The 15,063-nt window shown below is 66.7% G+C and carries 11 protein-coding genes; 5 read left to right on the forward strand and 6 right to left on the reverse strand.

The window, feature by feature from the left end:
• Window position 1 precedes the first annotated feature (1 nt).
• The 5 genes from ACHAA4_RS05140 to ACHAA4_RS05160 all read left to right on the forward strand — a co-directional run bounded on the left by ACHAA4_RS05140 (window position 2) and on the right by ACHAA4_RS05160 (window position 7,345).
• Window positions 2-1,300 (forward strand): extracellular solute-binding protein, encoded by a 1,299-nt coding sequence (locus ACHAA4_RS05140; protein WP_435773120.1) that lies wholly within the window; start codon window positions 2-4, stop codon window positions 1,298-1,300.
• Between the two features lie 334 nt (window positions 1,301-1,634).
• Window positions 1,635-2,921 carry an extracellular solute-binding protein gene (locus ACHAA4_RS05145; RefSeq protein WP_435773121.1) on the forward strand — a complete coding sequence of 429 codons (1,287 nt, stop codon included), beginning with the start codon at window positions 1,635-1,637 and terminating at the stop codon, window positions 2,919-2,921.
• Window positions 2,922-3,008: 87 nt separating this feature from the next.
• Window positions 3,009-3,920: a carbohydrate ABC transporter permease gene (locus tag ACHAA4_RS05150; RefSeq protein WP_435773122.1), complete on the forward strand. Its 912-nt coding sequence runs from the start codon at window positions 3,009-3,011 to the stop codon at window positions 3,918-3,920.
• Window positions 3,920-4,864 (forward strand): carbohydrate ABC transporter permease, encoded by a 945-nt coding sequence (locus ACHAA4_RS05155; protein ID WP_435773123.1) that lies wholly within the window; start codon window positions 3,920-3,922, stop codon window positions 4,862-4,864. The genes ACHAA4_RS05150 and ACHAA4_RS05155 overlap by 1 nt, the downstream gene beginning before the upstream one ends.
• A 114-nt stretch (window positions 4,865-4,978) precedes the next feature.
• Window positions 4,979-7,345, forward strand: a complete 2,367-nt coding sequence (locus ACHAA4_RS05160; RefSeq protein ID WP_435773124.1) for a glycoside hydrolase family 3 N-terminal domain-containing protein — start codon at window positions 4,979-4,981, stop codon at window positions 7,343-7,345.
• Window positions 7,346-7,486: 141 nt separating this feature from the next.
• On the opposite strand, the gene ACHAA4_RS05165 is transcribed toward ACHAA4_RS05160, so the two are convergent.
• From ACHAA4_RS05165 to xylB, 6 genes are all read right to left on the reverse strand, one after another.
• Window positions 7,487-8,143, reverse strand: coding sequence for a hypothetical protein (locus tag ACHAA4_RS05165; protein ID WP_435773125.1), 657 nt, complete (start codon window positions 8,141-8,143; stop codon window positions 7,487-7,489).
• Window positions 8,144-8,206: 63 nt separating this feature from the next.
• A complete protein-coding gene (locus tag ACHAA4_RS05170; RefSeq protein ID WP_435773126.1) occupies window positions 8,207-9,919 on the reverse strand; it encodes an ABC transporter substrate-binding protein in 1,713 nt (570 codons plus the stop codon).
• Window positions 9,920-10,011: 92 nt separating this feature from the next.
• Window positions 10,012-10,881 carry a carbohydrate ABC transporter permease gene (locus tag ACHAA4_RS05175; RefSeq protein WP_435773452.1) on the reverse strand — a complete coding sequence of 290 codons (870 nt, stop codon included), beginning with the start codon at window positions 10,879-10,881 and terminating at the stop codon, window positions 10,012-10,014.
• A 74-nt stretch (window positions 10,882-10,955) separates the two neighbouring features.
• The gene (locus ACHAA4_RS05180) at window positions 10,956-11,999 is read right to left on the reverse strand and encodes an ABC transporter permease (protein WP_435773127.1); all 1,044 of its coding nucleotides are present in this window, start codon (window positions 11,997-11,999) and stop codon (window positions 10,956-10,958) included.
• Window positions 12,000-12,334: 335 nt separating this feature from the next.
• On the reverse strand, window positions 12,335-13,372 hold the full coding sequence (locus tag ACHAA4_RS05185) for a LacI family DNA-binding transcriptional regulator (protein ID WP_435773128.1): 1,038 nt from the start codon (window positions 13,370-13,372) through the stop codon (window positions 12,335-12,337).
• Between the two features lie 226 nt (window positions 13,373-13,598).
• Window positions 13,599-15,044, reverse strand: coding sequence for a xylulokinase (gene xylB / locus ACHAA4_RS05190; protein ID WP_435773129.1), 1,446 nt, complete (start codon window positions 15,042-15,044; stop codon window positions 13,599-13,601).
• Between the last annotated feature and the right edge of the window lie 19 nt (window positions 15,045-15,063).

The raw sequence follows: 15,063 nt of genomic DNA on the forward strand, positions 1-15,063 counted from the left end.
TATGTGGGGAAGAAAAGGAAAGCTGAGCACCGCAGTCCTGGCGGCGGGATCCCTCTTTGGGCTCTCCGCCTGCGGCGGAGGGGGTGGCTCTGAGGCTGCCGAGCCCGACGCCTGGGTGCTCAACGGCGGCGTCTGGAACGTCGTGGAAGAGGACTTCGAGGCCTGGAACGAGGAGAACCCTGAACAGTCCTTCACCGTGGAGAGCTTCGCCAATGACATCTACAAGGACCGCATCCGCACCGCGGTCGGTTCCGGTGAAGCGCCCACGCTGATCGTCGGCTGGACCGGCGGCGGGCTGTTGGAGTACGTCGAGGGCGACTATGTCACCGACATCACCGAGTCCACCGAAGAGCTGCGCGAAGGGCTCATCGATTCAGTCGTCGCCAACGGCGAGGTCGACGGCGCCACGTACGCCGTGCCGATGAACAATGTGCAGCCGGTGATGATGTATTACAACCAGGCGGTCTTCGACGAGGCGGGCATCGAGGTGCCCACCGACTGGGACGAGCTGCTCGAAGCCGTGGAGGTCTTCCAGGACCAAGGCGTCCACCCGTTCTCGCTCGCGGGCGGCTCGCTCTGGCCGATGCTGATGTGGGCCTCGTACCTGACGGACCGGATCGGCGGGCCGGAAGCCTTCGAGGCCGTGGTGGCGGGGGAGCCCGACGCCTGGTCCCACCCTGCGATCATCGAGGCCATGGAGCGCTGCCAGGAGCTGGTCGAGGCCGGCGCCTTCGATCCCGGCTTCGCCTCCGTGGTGGCAGACAACAACGAGGACGCACACCTGGTGGCAGACGGCCTCTCCGCCATGGTGCTCCAGGGCTCCTGGGTCTACTCCCGGCTGCTCGAGGAGAGCCCGGACTTCATGGAGACCGGCAACCTCGGAGTGGCACCGTTCCCGTCGATCCCCGATGGCGAGGGAGACCCCAACAGCATCGTCGGCAACCCGGCGAACTTCTGGTCGGTCTCCGCCAATGCCACCGAGGAGGAGCAGCAGGCAGGCGTCGACTACCTCTCGGAATGGCTGTTCAACGACGACTACGTCGACGGCATGCTGGCCACCGGCAATATCCCGCCGCTGACCGGGCTTGAGGACAAGATCGCCGAGACCGAGGATCCCGAGTTCCTCACCTTCGCCTACGACATGGTCCAGGAGGCGCCGAATTTCCAGCTCTCCTGGGACCAGGCTGTGGACCCGAGCCAGGAGCGTCCGCTCCTGGAGAACCTGAGCCAGATCTTCACCGGAGACATCACTCCCGAGGAGTTCGCGGCGAACATGAACGAGACTCAGCCCACCGACTGAGGCCTGTATCGATTCACCCTCCAGGGGCCCGACCGGGCGCGCTCCCAATGCGCCTGGTCGGGCCCTGAGTCGTGTCTCGCCATGTTGCGCCACTGTGACGGTGGTCATGTGTTGTGTCTTGACACACACCCGGCGGCTATTTAGTCTTACGGTAAGACGAAATACAGATCACAGTCTGCGCCAGGTCTCTCTTCTGGCTCCAGACAAGATCTGGTTCGGACTTCGGCGCTGTACTGCTGAGCCTCCCCCCATCCGGCCGATCCGGATTCTGGGGAGGCCTTGGCCATGTACCGGTCCAGCGTTGGGGCTCGCATTGATGAGAAAGGACGCGACGATGCGTAGAACAACTCGAATTGCAGCAGCAGGCCTCGGAATCACCTCCCTGATGGCCCTCTCGGCCTGCGGCGGCGACGGCGACAACGGCGGAGACGCGGAGGCCAACGCATGGATCCTGACCGGCGGTGGCTGGCCCGCAATTGAAGAAGACTTCAACAGCTGGAACGAAGCCAACGAGGACGCGCAGATCGATGTTGAGGGCATCGAGAACGACTCCTATAAGGGTCAGATCCGCACCGCGGTGGGTTCAGGCGAAGCTCCCACGCTGATCATGTCCTGGACCGGCGGCGCCCTGCTGGAATATGCCGAGCAGGACGCCATCGTCGACCTCACCGGCGAGACCGGGGACCTCGAAGAGCGCGTCTTCGATTCGGTCTGGCAGAACGGCCAGGTCGACGACAGCACCTACGCGGTGCCGCTGAACGACGTGCAGCCAGTGGTCATGTACTACAACCAGGCGGTCTTCGATGAGGCCGGCGTCGAGATCCCCGAGACCTGGGAAGACGTCGAAGCAGCGATCGAGACCTTCAATGAGAACGACGTCGCGCCCTTCTCCCTGGCCGGCGGTTCCGTCTGGCCCGCTCTGATGTGGCTGCAGTACCTCACTGATCGTCACGGCGGGGAAGAGGCCTTCCAGGCCGTCGTCGAGGGTGAAGAGGGCGCATGGGACAACGAGTCCATCATCTTCGCCCTGGAGACCATGCAGGACCTGGGTGAGAACGGCGGCTTCATCGAGACCTACAACTCGGTGACCGCAGATCAGAATGAGGATGCCCAGCTGCTGGCCGACGGCCAGGCCGCCATGCTGTTGCAGGGCTCCTGGGTCTACGCGACCATCAACCAGGACTTCCCGGAGTTCGCGGAGTCCGGCGACTTCGGCTTCACCTCCTTCCCGACCCTCGAAGAGGGAGAGGGCGATCCCTCGAACATCGTGGGCAACCCGGCGAACTTCTGGTCAGTCTCGGCTGACGCCTCCGAGGAGGAGCAGCAGATCGCGACCGACTACATCAGCGAGAACCTCTACAACGAGGAGACCGTGACCACGATGCTCGAAGCCGGCTCGCTGCCGCCGCTCAACGACATCGAAGACCAGATCGCCGAGACCGAGGATGCTGAGTTCCTCGAGTTCTCCTCCGAGCTGGTCGGCGGGGCCAACCACTTCCAGCTCTCCTGGGACCAGGCCGTCGCCCCCGAGGTGGCTCAGCCGCTGACGGACAACCTGTCGCAGATCCTTCGCGGGGAGATGACCCCCGAACAGTTCGTCGAGGCGATGAACTCCCTCTGACGACTCCCACAATCGGTTCGGGGCGGCCTTCATCGGCCGCCCCGGACCGATTGCCTTGCACCGACAATATGAATCTGAATCGAGCTCATGACTGAAACCGCTTCTCGAAGCACAACGACCGGGCTTGGTCATAAGGGACCCTCGTTCCTGATGGCGCTGCCCGCTGTCGTGTTCTTCGGAATATTCGCCCTGATCCCTCTCGTCGGAGTGGTCGTCATCTCCTTCATGGAGTGGAACGTGCTGGGGTCACCCTCCTGGGTAGGCCTGAGTAACTGGCAGGCGGTGCTCTTCGATCGTCCGTTCACCTGGACCGCGCTCGGCCTGACAATCACCTTCGTCGTCGGCTCCTACCTCTTCCAGGCCCCCGTGGCGCTGCTGCTGGGCGTCTTCATGGCGGGCCAGCAGCGCTATCGCGCCCTGCTCGGGGTCCTGTACTTCCTGCCGCTGCTCTTCTCCTCGGTCGCCGTCGGCCTGACCTTCCAGTCGCTGTTCTCACCGAACTACGGCCTCTCCGCCGCGCTGCCCTTCGACTGGCTGCCCAATGACTGGTTGGCCAACTCAGACCTGGTCATGTGGGTGATGATCTTCGTGGTCGGCTGGTGCTTCGTGCCCTTCCACGGCCTGCTCTACCAGGCCGGCGTGCGCCAGATCCCCCAGTCGATGTATGAGGCCGCCACCATCGACGGGGCAGGCCGCCTGCGGAAGTTCTTCTCGATCACCCTGCCGCAGCTGCGCTACACCATCATCACCTCTTCGACGCTGATGCTGGTCGGCTCGCTGACATACTTCGACCTGATCTATGTGCTCACCGGGGGCCAGCCTGCTGATGCGGTGCGCATCCTGCCGCTGGACATGTACGTGACCGGTTTCGCCTCATATAACCTCGGCTACGCCTCGGTCATCGCGGTGATCCTCGTTGCCATCGGACTGACCCTCTCCCTCTTGCTGAACGTCCTTTCGGGCTCCTCCAAGATGGACAGCGACAAGGCAGGCGCATGATGACCCACACCACAAGCAGCGAACCAAAGACTCCCGACGCGAAGGCGGACCGGGCGATCCGTCCAGAGATCCCCGGCGCAGACCGCGGTGATATCAAGCAGAACAAGGTCCGGCGCACCGGTACCCCGGGGGAGAAGCCGAACATCCTGGGCGGGATCGGTGGCTGGCTCTGGCTGGCCGTCATCATCCTGCCGATCTACTACATCTTCATCACCTCGTTCCGCACCAGCGAGGACCTGCGCTCGTCCAACCAGCTGCTGCCCACGACCAACCCGACGCTGGCTCCGTTCATCAAGGTGCTGCAGAACGACTTCCTGCAGTACTTCGCCAACTCGCTGATCGTGACCCTCTCGACGGTCGCCGTCGTGCTCTCGGTCTCGGTGATGGCGGCCTACTACATCACCCGCTCCACCTCGCTGGGCGGCAAGCGGATGTTCCAGATCTTCCTGCTGGGCATCGCGATCCCGGTGCAGGCCACGATCATCCCGGTCTACTACCTGATCCAGCAGCTGGGCATCTATGACACCCTCTGGGCGCTGATCCTGCCGCAGATCGCCTTCGCGATCCCGCTGAGCGTGCTGATCATCGTGAACTTCGTCCGCGACATCCCCACAGAGCTCTTCGAGTCGATGAAGGTCGACGGTGCCGGGGAGTGGAGGATCCTCACCTCGCTGGTGCTGCCGATGGCCAAGCCGGCGTTGATGACCGTGGGCATCTACCAGGCGCTGCAGGTTTGGAACAGCTTCCTGTTCCCGCTGGTGCTCACGCAGAGCAGCGACGTGCGGGTCCTGCCGCTCTCACTCTGGGAGTACAGCGGCCAGTTCGGCATCGACGTTCCGGCCACGCTCGCCGCCGTCGTGCTCTCCGCGCTGCCGCTGCTGGTCGCCTACATCTTCGCTCGCCGCCACATCGTGGCCGGGCTGACTGCAGGCTTCGGCAAGTGAGGCTCGACGCCACCCCTTGATCCCCTCGGTGAAGCTGCCGGTCCTCCTCGACCGGCAGCTTCGCTGTTCCTCGACTGACCGCGACAGCTGCGCTGCAACCCTAGGAGTTCACAGATGAGCAACCCGACCCCCGAACGCATCACCGGCCCCTGGAACGACACCTCGCTCTCTGCCACCGAGCGTGCCGAAACGCTGCTGGCGCAGATGACGCTGGAGGAGAAGGTCGCCCAGCTCGGCTCGCACTGGGAGATGCGTGAGGATCCGGACACCCAGGGTGAGGTGGCGCCGATGGAGGACGCCATGTCCGCCGGCAAGCTGCCCTTCGAGTCCGAGATCCTAGACGGCGAGGGTCACCTGACCCGCACCTACGGCACTGTCGCTCTCACGGTGCCCGAGGGCGCCGCGGATCTGCGCCAGCGCCAGGCCGCGGTGGTCGCAGCCAACCGCTTCGGCATCCCCGCGATCGCCCATGAGGAGTGCCTGACCGGCTACACCGCGTACCAGGCCACCGTCTACCCGACCTCACTCGCCTGGGGCGCCACCTTCGACCCTGAGCTCATCGAGGAGATGGCCGCCGCGATCGGGGCCGACATGGCCGCCACCGGCGTTCAGCAGGGACTCTCCCCGGTGCTCGACGTCGTCCGCGACGCGCGCTGGGGCCGAGTGGAGGAGACCATCGGCGAGGATCCCTATGTGATCGGAACCCTGGCCACCGCCTACGTCAAGGGTCTGCAGTCGAGCGGGATCCTCGCCACGCTCAAGCATTTCGCCGGCTACGCGGCGTCCCGGGCTGCTCGCAACCACGCCCCGGTGCACATGGGCCGACGCGAGCTGCTCGACATGATCTTCTACCCCTTCGAGCTCGCCGTGCGGGAGGGCAAGGTCGGGTCGGTGATGAACTCCTACGCCGACATCGACGGCGAGGCCCCGGCCGCCTCGCACTGGCTGCTCACCGAGGTGCTGCGCGATCAGTGGGGCTTCGAGGGCACAGTGGTCGCCGACTACTGGTCGGTTGCGTTCCTGGAGAAGATGCACCACGTGGCGGCCGACCAGGCCGAGGCCGCCCGGCTCGCCGTCTCCGCCGGGCTCGACGTGGAGCTGCCGCACACCGGCGGCTACCGCACGCTGCCCCAGCAGGTCCGCGACGGACTGCTTGAGGAATCCGTGCTGGACACCTCGGTGCGCCGGGTGCTGCGGCAGAAGGCCGAGCTGGGCCTGCTGGACCGCCGCGAGGGCGACGCCGACTGGGAGCCCAGCATCGACGAGTCGGTGAACCTGGACTCCGAGAGCAACCGCGCCCTGGCCCGCACCGTGGCCGCGAAGTCGCTGGTGCTGCTGAAGAACGACGGCGTCCTGCCGGCCACCGCGGAATCGCTGGCGGGCAGGCGGATCGCCGTCGTCGGGCCCTCCGCCGACGAGCCGCGCACCATGATGGGCTGCTATTCCTTCCCCAACCACGTGCTGGCCAAGTACCCCGCCGGAACCTTCCCGCACAAGGGGATCGGTGTGCCGATGCCCTCGGTGCTGGAATCCCTGCGCGAGACCTACCCCGAGGCGGAGGTCACCTACAGCTACGGCTCGCCGATCGTGAGCTTCGACGACTCCGAGATCGCCGCCGCCGCCGAGTCAGCCGCCTCAGCCGATCTGGCAGTGGTGACCGTCGGTGACCTCGCCGGCATGTTCGGCGCCGGCACCTCCGGGGAGGGCTGTGACGTCGCAGACCTCAAGCTCCCCGGCGCCCAGCACGAGCTGGTCGAAGCGGTGCTGGCCACCGGCACCCCCGTGGTGCTCGTGGTCATCTCCGGACGCCCCTACGCACTGGGCGGCCTGGCGGAGCGCTGCGCGGCGATCGTGCAGGGCTTCTTCCCCGGAGAGGAGGGCGGCCCCGCCATCGTGGACCTGCTCAGCGGAGCCATCGAGCCCACCGGCCGGCTGCCCATCGGGGTGCCGGTGCACCCGGGCGGACAGCCTGTCGGCTACATCGCGGCACCGCTGGGGCTCAACAGCCAGGGCGTGTCCAACCTCGATCCCACCCCGCTGTATCCCTTCGGCCACGGCCTGAGCTACACCACCGTGGAGTACTCGGACCTCACCGTCTCGCAGGCGCAGCTCCCGGTCGACGGCGCCGTGGAGGTCTCGCTCACGGTGACCAACACGGGCGAACGGCCCACCGAGGAGGTCGCTCAGCTCTACTTCGGCGATCGCGTGGCCTCCGTGGCCCGTCCGGTCCGGCAGCTGCTGGGCTACTCCAAGGTGCAGCTGGCCCCCGGGCAGAGCCGCACGGTCACCTTCGAGGTCCACGCCGACCGGTTCGCCTTCACCGGAGTCCACTACCGCCGGATCGTGGAGCCCGGCGCGATCGACCTCTACGCCGGCCCCTCCGTCGGGGATCTGCCGCTGCAGGCAGAGGTGACCCTGGTCGGCGAGGTCCGGGAGATCACCGGCCAGCGCGTGCTGACCACCCCGGCGCGCGTCAGCTAGTCCAGACCGCGCCGTCCCGCCGCGCCCGCCCCCGCGGGGTGGACGCGGCCGGACGCAGAAAAGCCCCCGACGCTTACGTGTCGGGGGCTTCCCTGTGTCGTGCCTGCTCCGGCCGTCCGTTGGCCCAGACGGGTCAGCGGGTCAGTTCTGCTGGACCACCAGGTCCGACTGGATCTGCTGCAGCATCGGGGTCACCGTGCGGGCCAGGAGCAGCAGCAGGAACGAGGCCAGGAACACCGGCAGCCAGTCGGAGACCACCACGATCAGCCCTCCGGTGAGCACGATCATGGAGATGATCCCCAGTGCGGCGAGCGGCGCCGAGGCGGCCCCGTAGAGCGCGACCTTGAACAGATCCCGGCTGCGGAAGGAGAAGTTCGCGATCACCACGAGCGCGGCCACAGCCGCGATCACCCCGGCCACGCCGATCACGATCCCGGCGACGATGAAGCCGATGCCGACCTGGGCGTAGGCGGCGTTGAAGGCGGCCAGTGCCAGCAGCGCAACCGCAGGGACCCAGATCATCAGGGACTGGGCCGCCCCATCGATCCATCCCTTCCAGAACCGCAGCCAGGGCACGACGTCATGGTCCGTGCGCCAGGCGTAGACCCCGGCGGTGATGGCGGGACCGAAGAGCACCGCGCAGACGGCGTAGAGCGGGATGTTGCTCGGGTCGGGTTCGAGCAGGAAGATGCCGATGAGCGCCGGGGCTGTGGCCAGCACGAAGCCGAACTCGATGATCAGCAGCCGGTACACGAAGTTCGTGACGCGGCTGAGCGGGCCGTTGCGATCAATATCCATATCGCTCCAAGATAGTGCGCCCCGGCCCGTGAAGGGCCGGGGCGCAGCGGTGGGTCTTGCGACTCAGTCCTCGACGACCTCGCCGTCGAGGGTCTCCTGGGCTCGCTGATACGCCTCGTTGTGCAGGTCCACGAACTGGTCCATGCCGGATGCCTCCAGCTCGGAGACGAAGGAGTCCCATTCCTCGATGTCGCGCTGGCCCAGGATGAACTGGGCGGTGGCGGTGCGAACCTGGTCGGTCAGCTGGGTCTGGCTGATCGACGCGGTCTCGCGCTCGAGCTCATCCAGCGGACGGGCCGGGTCCGGGGTGAGTCGTTCTTTGCTCTCCATGGAGTCGCGGAACTCGATGACCTCGTCGCGCAGCATGGACTGGACCAGCTCGGTGGACGAGCCGTGGGCGAGCATGAACACGCCGTTGTGGTAGCCGTAGTCGACGTTGAGCTGCTCCTCACCGTCAGGGTTCAGCCCATTCATGTCGATGTTCTCCGCAAGCGTGCGGGTGCCGTCCTCGCCCATGGAGTACGTCTCGCCCTCCACACCCCACTTCGCGAACTCCATGCCCTCATCGGAGTAGTAGAGCCAGTCCAGGAACTGCATCAGCGCGACGAAGTCCTCCTCCTCGGCCACGTCGGAGGACAGCGCCATGCCTGACTCGAGCCGGCTGGCGTCCACCATGTCGCCGGCGGGGCCACCAGGCACCCGGATCAGACGCACTTCCATGTCCTCGTCGCCGACCTCCTCGATCGAGGTCCGGTAGGTCAGCAGCTCCTGATCGTTGGCGCCGATCACCGCGGAGCCGCCGGAGGCGAACTTCTGGATCGCCTGGTCATCGTCCTGGGTCAGCGACTCGGAGTCCATCAATCCCTCGTCCACCAGTCCGGCGAAGTAGGCGAGCAGGTCACGATATTCATCCATCGCTCCGGCGTAGACGAACTCATCGGCCTCGGCGTCATAGTGCATGCCGTCGCCGTAGCCCCATCCGGCGCTGGTGCCGAAGTTCGGAGCCGCCACATTCAGCGTCGCCTCGATGGGCCCGTTCTCCGACCAGCGGTCGGAGTACGGGACCATGTCGGGGTAGGCCTCCTTGACCTGGCGCAGCTGATCGGCGAACTCCTCGAAGCTCTCCGGATCCTCGAGTCCCAACTCGTCCCAGATGTCCCCACGCACCGCGAAGGAATACTGGTGCTGCGGATCCTCCAGCAGGCCCGGGAGCACGTAGAACTTGCCATCCTCCTGGTAGAGCGAGGCGAAGTCCTCCTCCAGCTCCCAAGACTCGATCTTCTCGGTCAGATTCGGCATCAGGTCCAGGTAGTCGCTCACCGGCAGCAGCGCGCCGCCGGCGATGAACTGGGTCTCGTCCCCTGGGTAGGTGATCGGGATGAAGTCCGGAGCATCGCCCGCGCCGATGACCAGTGCGCGACGCTCCGCCCAGTCCGAGAGCGGGGCGTTACTGGTCTCCAGGGTCACCCCGTGCTCCTCCAACTTGCTGAGGAACTCCCAGTCCTCCTGGATCGGGTAGTTAGGGTGGTCGCGGTAGAGCAGCGAGAATTCCACCGGCTCGGTGGCGACGAAGGTGTCGCCCGCGGCGAAGTCCTCCATGGCTCCGACTCCGGAGGTCTCCATATCGAGCTCGGCGGCGGCATCGCCCTCACCTTCTGCGTCGCCGCCGCAGGAGGCCAGCAGCAGCGCCGAGGCGGCCAGCACCGAGGTGACCGGCCAGGCGTGCCGCATGCGTCGACGTCGTCCCTGTGGTGATCGGGTGACTGGAGTGTTCATGTGCGAGTGTTCCTTTCATGCCTGACCGGATCGATCATTGATCCGGTGCGAGGTCTGGTGCCGCCGGTGGGGCCGGACGGCTCGGGAAGGGGTCAGGCTTTGACGGAGCCGAGCATGATGCCGCGGACGAAGTACTTCTGCAGGAACGGGTAGAGGCAGATGATCGGCAGCGTGGTCAGCAGCATCGTCACCGACTGCACGTTGGACGCGATCTGGGTGCCCTCACCCGCAGCACCGCCCATCTGCTCGGTGCCGGTCGCCCCGGCGAGCAGGTTCCGGAGGTAGACCGTCACGGGGTAGAGCTCGCGCCGGTCCAGGTAGAGAAAGGCTTGGAACCAGGCGTTCCAGAAGCTCACTGCGTAGAAGAGGATCATGGTGGCCATGACGGCCTTCGAGAGTGGGATCACGATCCGCCACAGGATGCCGTAGGTGGTGAGCCCGTCGATCTCGGCGGCCTCCTCCAGCTCCTGGGAGAAGTTCTCGAAGAACGCCTTCATCACCAGCAGGTTGAACACGCTGATCGCGTTGGGCAGCACGATCGCCCAGATCGTGTTGGTGAAGCCCATGGCGTTGATCAGCACGTAGTTCGGGATCAGGCCACCGTTGAAGAACATCGTGAAGACGGCCAGCCCGATGAAGAAGCTGCGCCCCTTGAGGTGCCGCTTGCTCAGCGCATAGGCGAAGCAGGTGGTCAGCACCATCGCGATGGCGGTGGCCACCACGGTGTAGATCACGGTGTTGGCGTAGTTGCGCCAGAACATCGAGTCGCTCATCACCACTTCGAAGGTGGTGACGTTGAAGCCGCGTGGGATCAGGTTGACCTGGCCGGCGTTGATGTAGCCCTCCGAGGAGAACGACTGGGCGATGATGTTCATGAACGGGTACAGCGTCACCAGGCAGATCACGACGATCGCGATGCCGTTGAAGACCCGGAACGCGGAGTAGGACTTCGAGTCCTTGATCTTGATGGTCTGAGTCGGGCGGGACCCGAGGCGCGGATCCTTCTTGACCTGGGTGCCGGGTTCGGCGGGGATGGTCACCACAGCGAGTTACCTCCGAGCTTGCGGGCGATGCCGTTGGCGGACAGGATCAGGACCAGGCCGATGAGCGCCTCGAAGAGGCCGATGGCCGCCGCGTAGGAGAAGTTCGACGAGGTGATGCCGACGCGGTAGACGTAGGTCGCGATGATGTCGGCTGTCTCATAGATCAGCGGGTTGTAGAGCAGCAGGACCTTCTCGAAGCCCACTGCCATGAAGGTGCCCACGTTGAGGATCAGCAGCACGATCATGGTCGGGGTGATGCCCGGGATGGTCACGTGCCACATCTGCTTCCACCGGTTGGCGCCGTCGATCCGGGCCGCTTCGTAGAGCTGCGGGTCGATGGTGGTCAGGGCCGCGAGGTAGAGGATGGTTCCCCAGCCCACGGTCTGCCAGACCTCGGAGGTGACGTAGACCGTGCGGAACCAGTCGGGGATCTGCATGAACGGCGTGGTCTCCCCGCCGAAGGAGCTGATGACCTGGTTGATCGTTCCGTTGACGCTGGTCAGCTGCAGGACCATGCCGGCGACGATCACGATCGACATGAAGTGCGGCAGGTAGGAGATGGACTGGGCGATCCGCTTGAACTTGTTGCTGCGCAGCTCATTGAACATCAGTGCGAGCACGATCGGCAGCGGGAAGCAGATGGCCAGGGTCAGCGTTCCGAGGATGATCGTGTTCCAGAAGACCCTCCAGAAGGTGGGGTCCTGGATGAACATCTCGATGTAGTGCATCCCGACCCACTCGTCACCGAAGATCGAAGATCCGGGACGGAACCGGCGGAACGCGATCACGTTGCCGGCCATGGGCAGGTACCTGAAGATCAGCAGGAACAGCACCGGCAGGATCAGCAGCGTGTACAGCCGCCAGTCCGTCTTCAGCGCATGCTTCCAGGTGTTGGTGTTGTTGGTCCCGGCATAGCCCTTGCGGTTCGCGCGGCGCTTCTTCTGCGGCTTCGTCTCAGGCTCTTTGAACTCGGGCACGACCCCGGCTTCGCGCAGCCCCGGCTGGCTGCTTCCCTCGGTGACACCGATGGCGCTCATGCAGCTCCCCTCAGAGTGATTCAGCTACCTGCGGCGAGAAGATCGTTCGTGATCCAGGTCACAAGGTAAGCGGTTTCCTAGAACTTAGTTGCGTCGCACACCTTAAGTCAAGGGAATTCTGTGGTTTAGATCACATCGGGCTACTAAAGTCCCCAGCGGCATCGTGGGAGGCGCCATGAGAGGCGCCGTGGGGCGGCAGCGTCCAGCCGGATAGATGGACGCAGGAGGGCTCGCGGGGAGGGCGTGCGCGCGCTTGAGGCAAGGCCGCGCGGGCCGTCCACCGTCGCCCGAGGGTCTGCCGTGGCCTGAGCTGCCGAACGATCAGCGCCGCAGGATCACCGCTGCGGAGTGCTTGCGCGCAGGATTACCTGGGTCTGGATCGGCAGGCGCACCGGCTCGCGGCCGGACCCCAGCGCCATCCGCACCGCGCTGCGACCCAGCTCATGCAGCGGGATCCTCACCGAGGTCATGGCGGGGTTCACATCCTCGGTCAGCCCGACGTCGTCGAAGCCCGCCAGCGAGATGTCCGCGCCGACGCTGAGTCCATGGTCCCGGATGGCGGTGGCGGCACCGAAGGCCATCATGTCGGAGGTGGCGAAGGCCGTGTCCAGCGGGGCGCCGAGGTCCTTGTGTCGGGCGAGCAGCTCGTGCATGCCCACGTAGCCGCCGTCGCGGGTGAACTCGGTCTCCACGATCGCGTCATCGGTCAGGGTCAGGCCGCGCTCGGCGAGGCCGGCGCGGAAGCCGTTGATCCGATCGGCGTTGGTCTGCAGGGTCACCCGGCCGGAGACCACCCCGAAGTGCCGGCCGCCGCGATCGACCAGCGCGTGCGCGAGCTTCCGGGCCCCGTCGTGGTTCTGGATGTCCACCAGGTCGAAGGGCGAGGGGCCCTGCGAGATGACGACGACGCGCCCGCCGGTCTCGGCGTAGGTGCGCAGCTGGTCGGTGAACTCCTGTGCGTGGGTGTTCTCCTCGTCCCGCGAGCCCGCGACGATGATCGCCTGGGGTCGCTGGCTGCGGAAGGTGCGCAGCATCTGCAGCTCGCGCGCGGGGCTGCGCTCCGAGGCCGCCATCGTGACCATCAGCGCGGCCTCGCTGGCGCCCGACATGATGCCCGCGGCGATCGCGCTGAAGTAGGGATCGGCGATGTCACTGAGCAGCACGGCCACAGTGGGGGAGGCGCCCTTGGCCACCGTCTGCGCGGAGAGATTCGGCAGGTAGCCCAGCTCCTCCGCGATGCGCTTCACCCGCACGGCGATGTCCTCGTTGACCCGGCGTGAGCTGCCGTTGATCGCACGCGAGGCGGTCGCGGTGGAGACGCCGGCCGCCCGCGCCACCTCGGTCAGGGTCACCTGGCGCTGCTGGGCTGCCATGCGGGTCCTTCCTGCTCAGCGCGCCGTCAGCACGGCGACGTGGATGCCGCGGCAAGGTGCGCGGCGGCGATGACCGGCATGACGCCGGCCTTGGCCGGGCCGGATCACAGACAGTGTGCCACGGGTCCGGGTTCCAGGCCAGAGCAGTTGAACAGACCGCTGAGCAGCGCTGTTGAACAGAGCGGCTGAGCAGGGGCGCTGCGCAGCGCCCCTGCTCAGCCGAGGATCAGTGCTTCTCGGCGATGAGTCCCCGGCGGGCGGCATAGGCCTGGCGCACCTCCGGGGTCGGGGCGCCGGTGATCGTCTGGGTCTGCACCGTGGACCACGCGGGCGGTGCGGCCTCCCCGGAGAGCACCCAGGCGGCCTGGCGGGCGGCACCGTCGGCCACATACTCGCCCGGCGCCGGGACGCTGACCTCGCGGCCCAGGATCGCGGGAGCGATCTGCTGGACGGCGGCGGAGCGGGCGGCGCCGCCGATCAGCGTGATCGACTCCACCGGCACTCCCTGGGAGGTCATCGCCTCCAGGCCGTCGGCCAGGCCGCAGAGCAGCCCCTCCACGGCCGCGCGGGCCACGTCCTGTGGGTTCATCGAGGCCAGGGTGAGCCCGATGAAGGATCCGGTGGCGTAGGGCAGGTTCGGTGTGCGCTCGCCCTCGAGGTAGGGGACCAGGGTCAGGCCGTTGGCGCCGGGCTGCGCCGCCAGGGCGAGCTCAGCCAGGCCGGCGTGATCCACCCCGAGCATCTTCGCGGCGCCGTCGAGCACGCGGGAGCCGTTGAGGGTCACTGCCAGCGGCAGGAACTCGCCGGTCGCGTCGGCGAAGCCGGTGACCATCCCTGAAGGATCCTGGATCGGCTTGGGCGAGACCGCAGAGACCACGCCGGAGGTGCCGATGGAGATCGCGACGTCGCCGGTGCTCATCCCCAGGCCCAGCGCGGCAGCGGCGTTGTCGCCGGCGCCGGGTCCCAGCAGCAGATGCCCCCAGCCGCGGGAATCGTCCCCGCGGCCCACCTGTTCGGCCGGTCCGCAGACCCGCGGCAGGATGATGCCGCGGGCGGCGTCCTCGGTGATCCGCAGGGCGCGGGCCAGCAGGTCGTAGCGGTAGGTGCCGGCGGCGGTGTCGAAGTAGCCGGTGCCTGAGGCGTCGGAGCGATCCGTGGCCAGCTCGTCGAGCTCGGTGGAACCCGAGAGCTTCCAGGTCAGCCAGTCGTGGGGGAGTGCGACGGCCGCCACGCGGCCGGCGTTCTCCGGCTCGGCATCGGCGAGCCAGCGCAGCTTGGTCACGGTCAACGAGGCCACCGGGACCGAACCGGTCATCGCGGTCCAGGCCGCGGCACCGTCCGCCCCGCCGCCGTATTCGTCGATTAGTGCGGCGGCGGCATCGGCAGAACGGGTGTCGTTCCAGAGCAGCGCGTCACGGATCACCTCGCCCTGAGCGTCGAGCGCGACCATCCCGTGCTGCTGGCCGCCGATCGAGGCCGCGGAGACGTCGTCGAGCCCGCCTGCGGCCGTGATGGCCTCCAGGAGGGCGTCCCACCAGGCTGCCGGGGCGACCTCGGTGCCCTCGGGGTGCTTCGCGGAGCCGGTGCGCACCAGCTCCCCGGTGTGCGCGTCACGGATGACGACCTTGCAGGACTGTGTGGAGGAATCGATTCCTGCGACCAGAGTGGGCATGCAGTGTCCTTTCGTCACG

The organism is Nesterenkonia maliinae, from assembly GCF_051262655.1.
Classification (GTDB): domain Bacteria; phylum Actinomycetota; class Actinomycetes; order Actinomycetales; family Micrococcaceae; genus Nesterenkonia.

Bases quoted from the DNA above. Each gene is read 5' to 3' on its own strand.
- ACHAA4_RS05170 (WP_435773126.1), bottom strand. From the start codon at position 9,919: ATGAACACTCCAGTCACCCGATCACCACAGGGACGACGTCGACGCATG.
- ACHAA4_RS05140 (WP_435773120.1), top strand. From the start codon at position 2: ATGTGGGGAAGAAAAGGAAAGCTGAGCACCGCAGTCCTGGCGGCGGGA.
- ACHAA4_RS05145 (WP_435773121.1), top strand. From the start codon at position 1,635: ATGCGTAGAACAACTCGAATTGCAGCAGCAGGCCTCGGAATCACCTCC.
- ACHAA4_RS05165 (WP_435773125.1), bottom strand. From the start codon at position 8,143: ATGGATATTGATCGCAACGGCCCGCTCAGCCGCGTCACGAACTTCGTG.
- ACHAA4_RS05180 (WP_435773127.1), bottom strand. From the start codon at position 11,999: ATGAGCGCCATCGGTGTCACCGAGGGAAGCAGCCAGCCGGGGCTGCGC.
- xylB (WP_435773129.1), bottom strand. From the start codon at position 15,044: ATGCCCACTCTGGTCGCAGGAATCGATTCCTCCACACAGTCCTGCAAG.
- ACHAA4_RS05150 (WP_435773122.1), top strand. From the start codon at position 3,009: ATGACTGAAACCGCTTCTCGAAGCACAACGACCGGGCTTGGTCATAAG.
- ACHAA4_RS05160 (WP_435773124.1), top strand. From the start codon at position 4,979: ATGAGCAACCCGACCCCCGAACGCATCACCGGCCCCTGGAACGACACC.
- ACHAA4_RS05185 (WP_435773128.1), bottom strand. From the start codon at position 13,372: ATGGCAGCCCAGCAGCGCCAGGTGACCCTGACCGAGGTGGCGCGGGCG.
- ACHAA4_RS05155 (WP_435773123.1), top strand. From the start codon at position 3,920: ATGACCCACACCACAAGCAGCGAACCAAAGACTCCCGACGCGAAGGCG.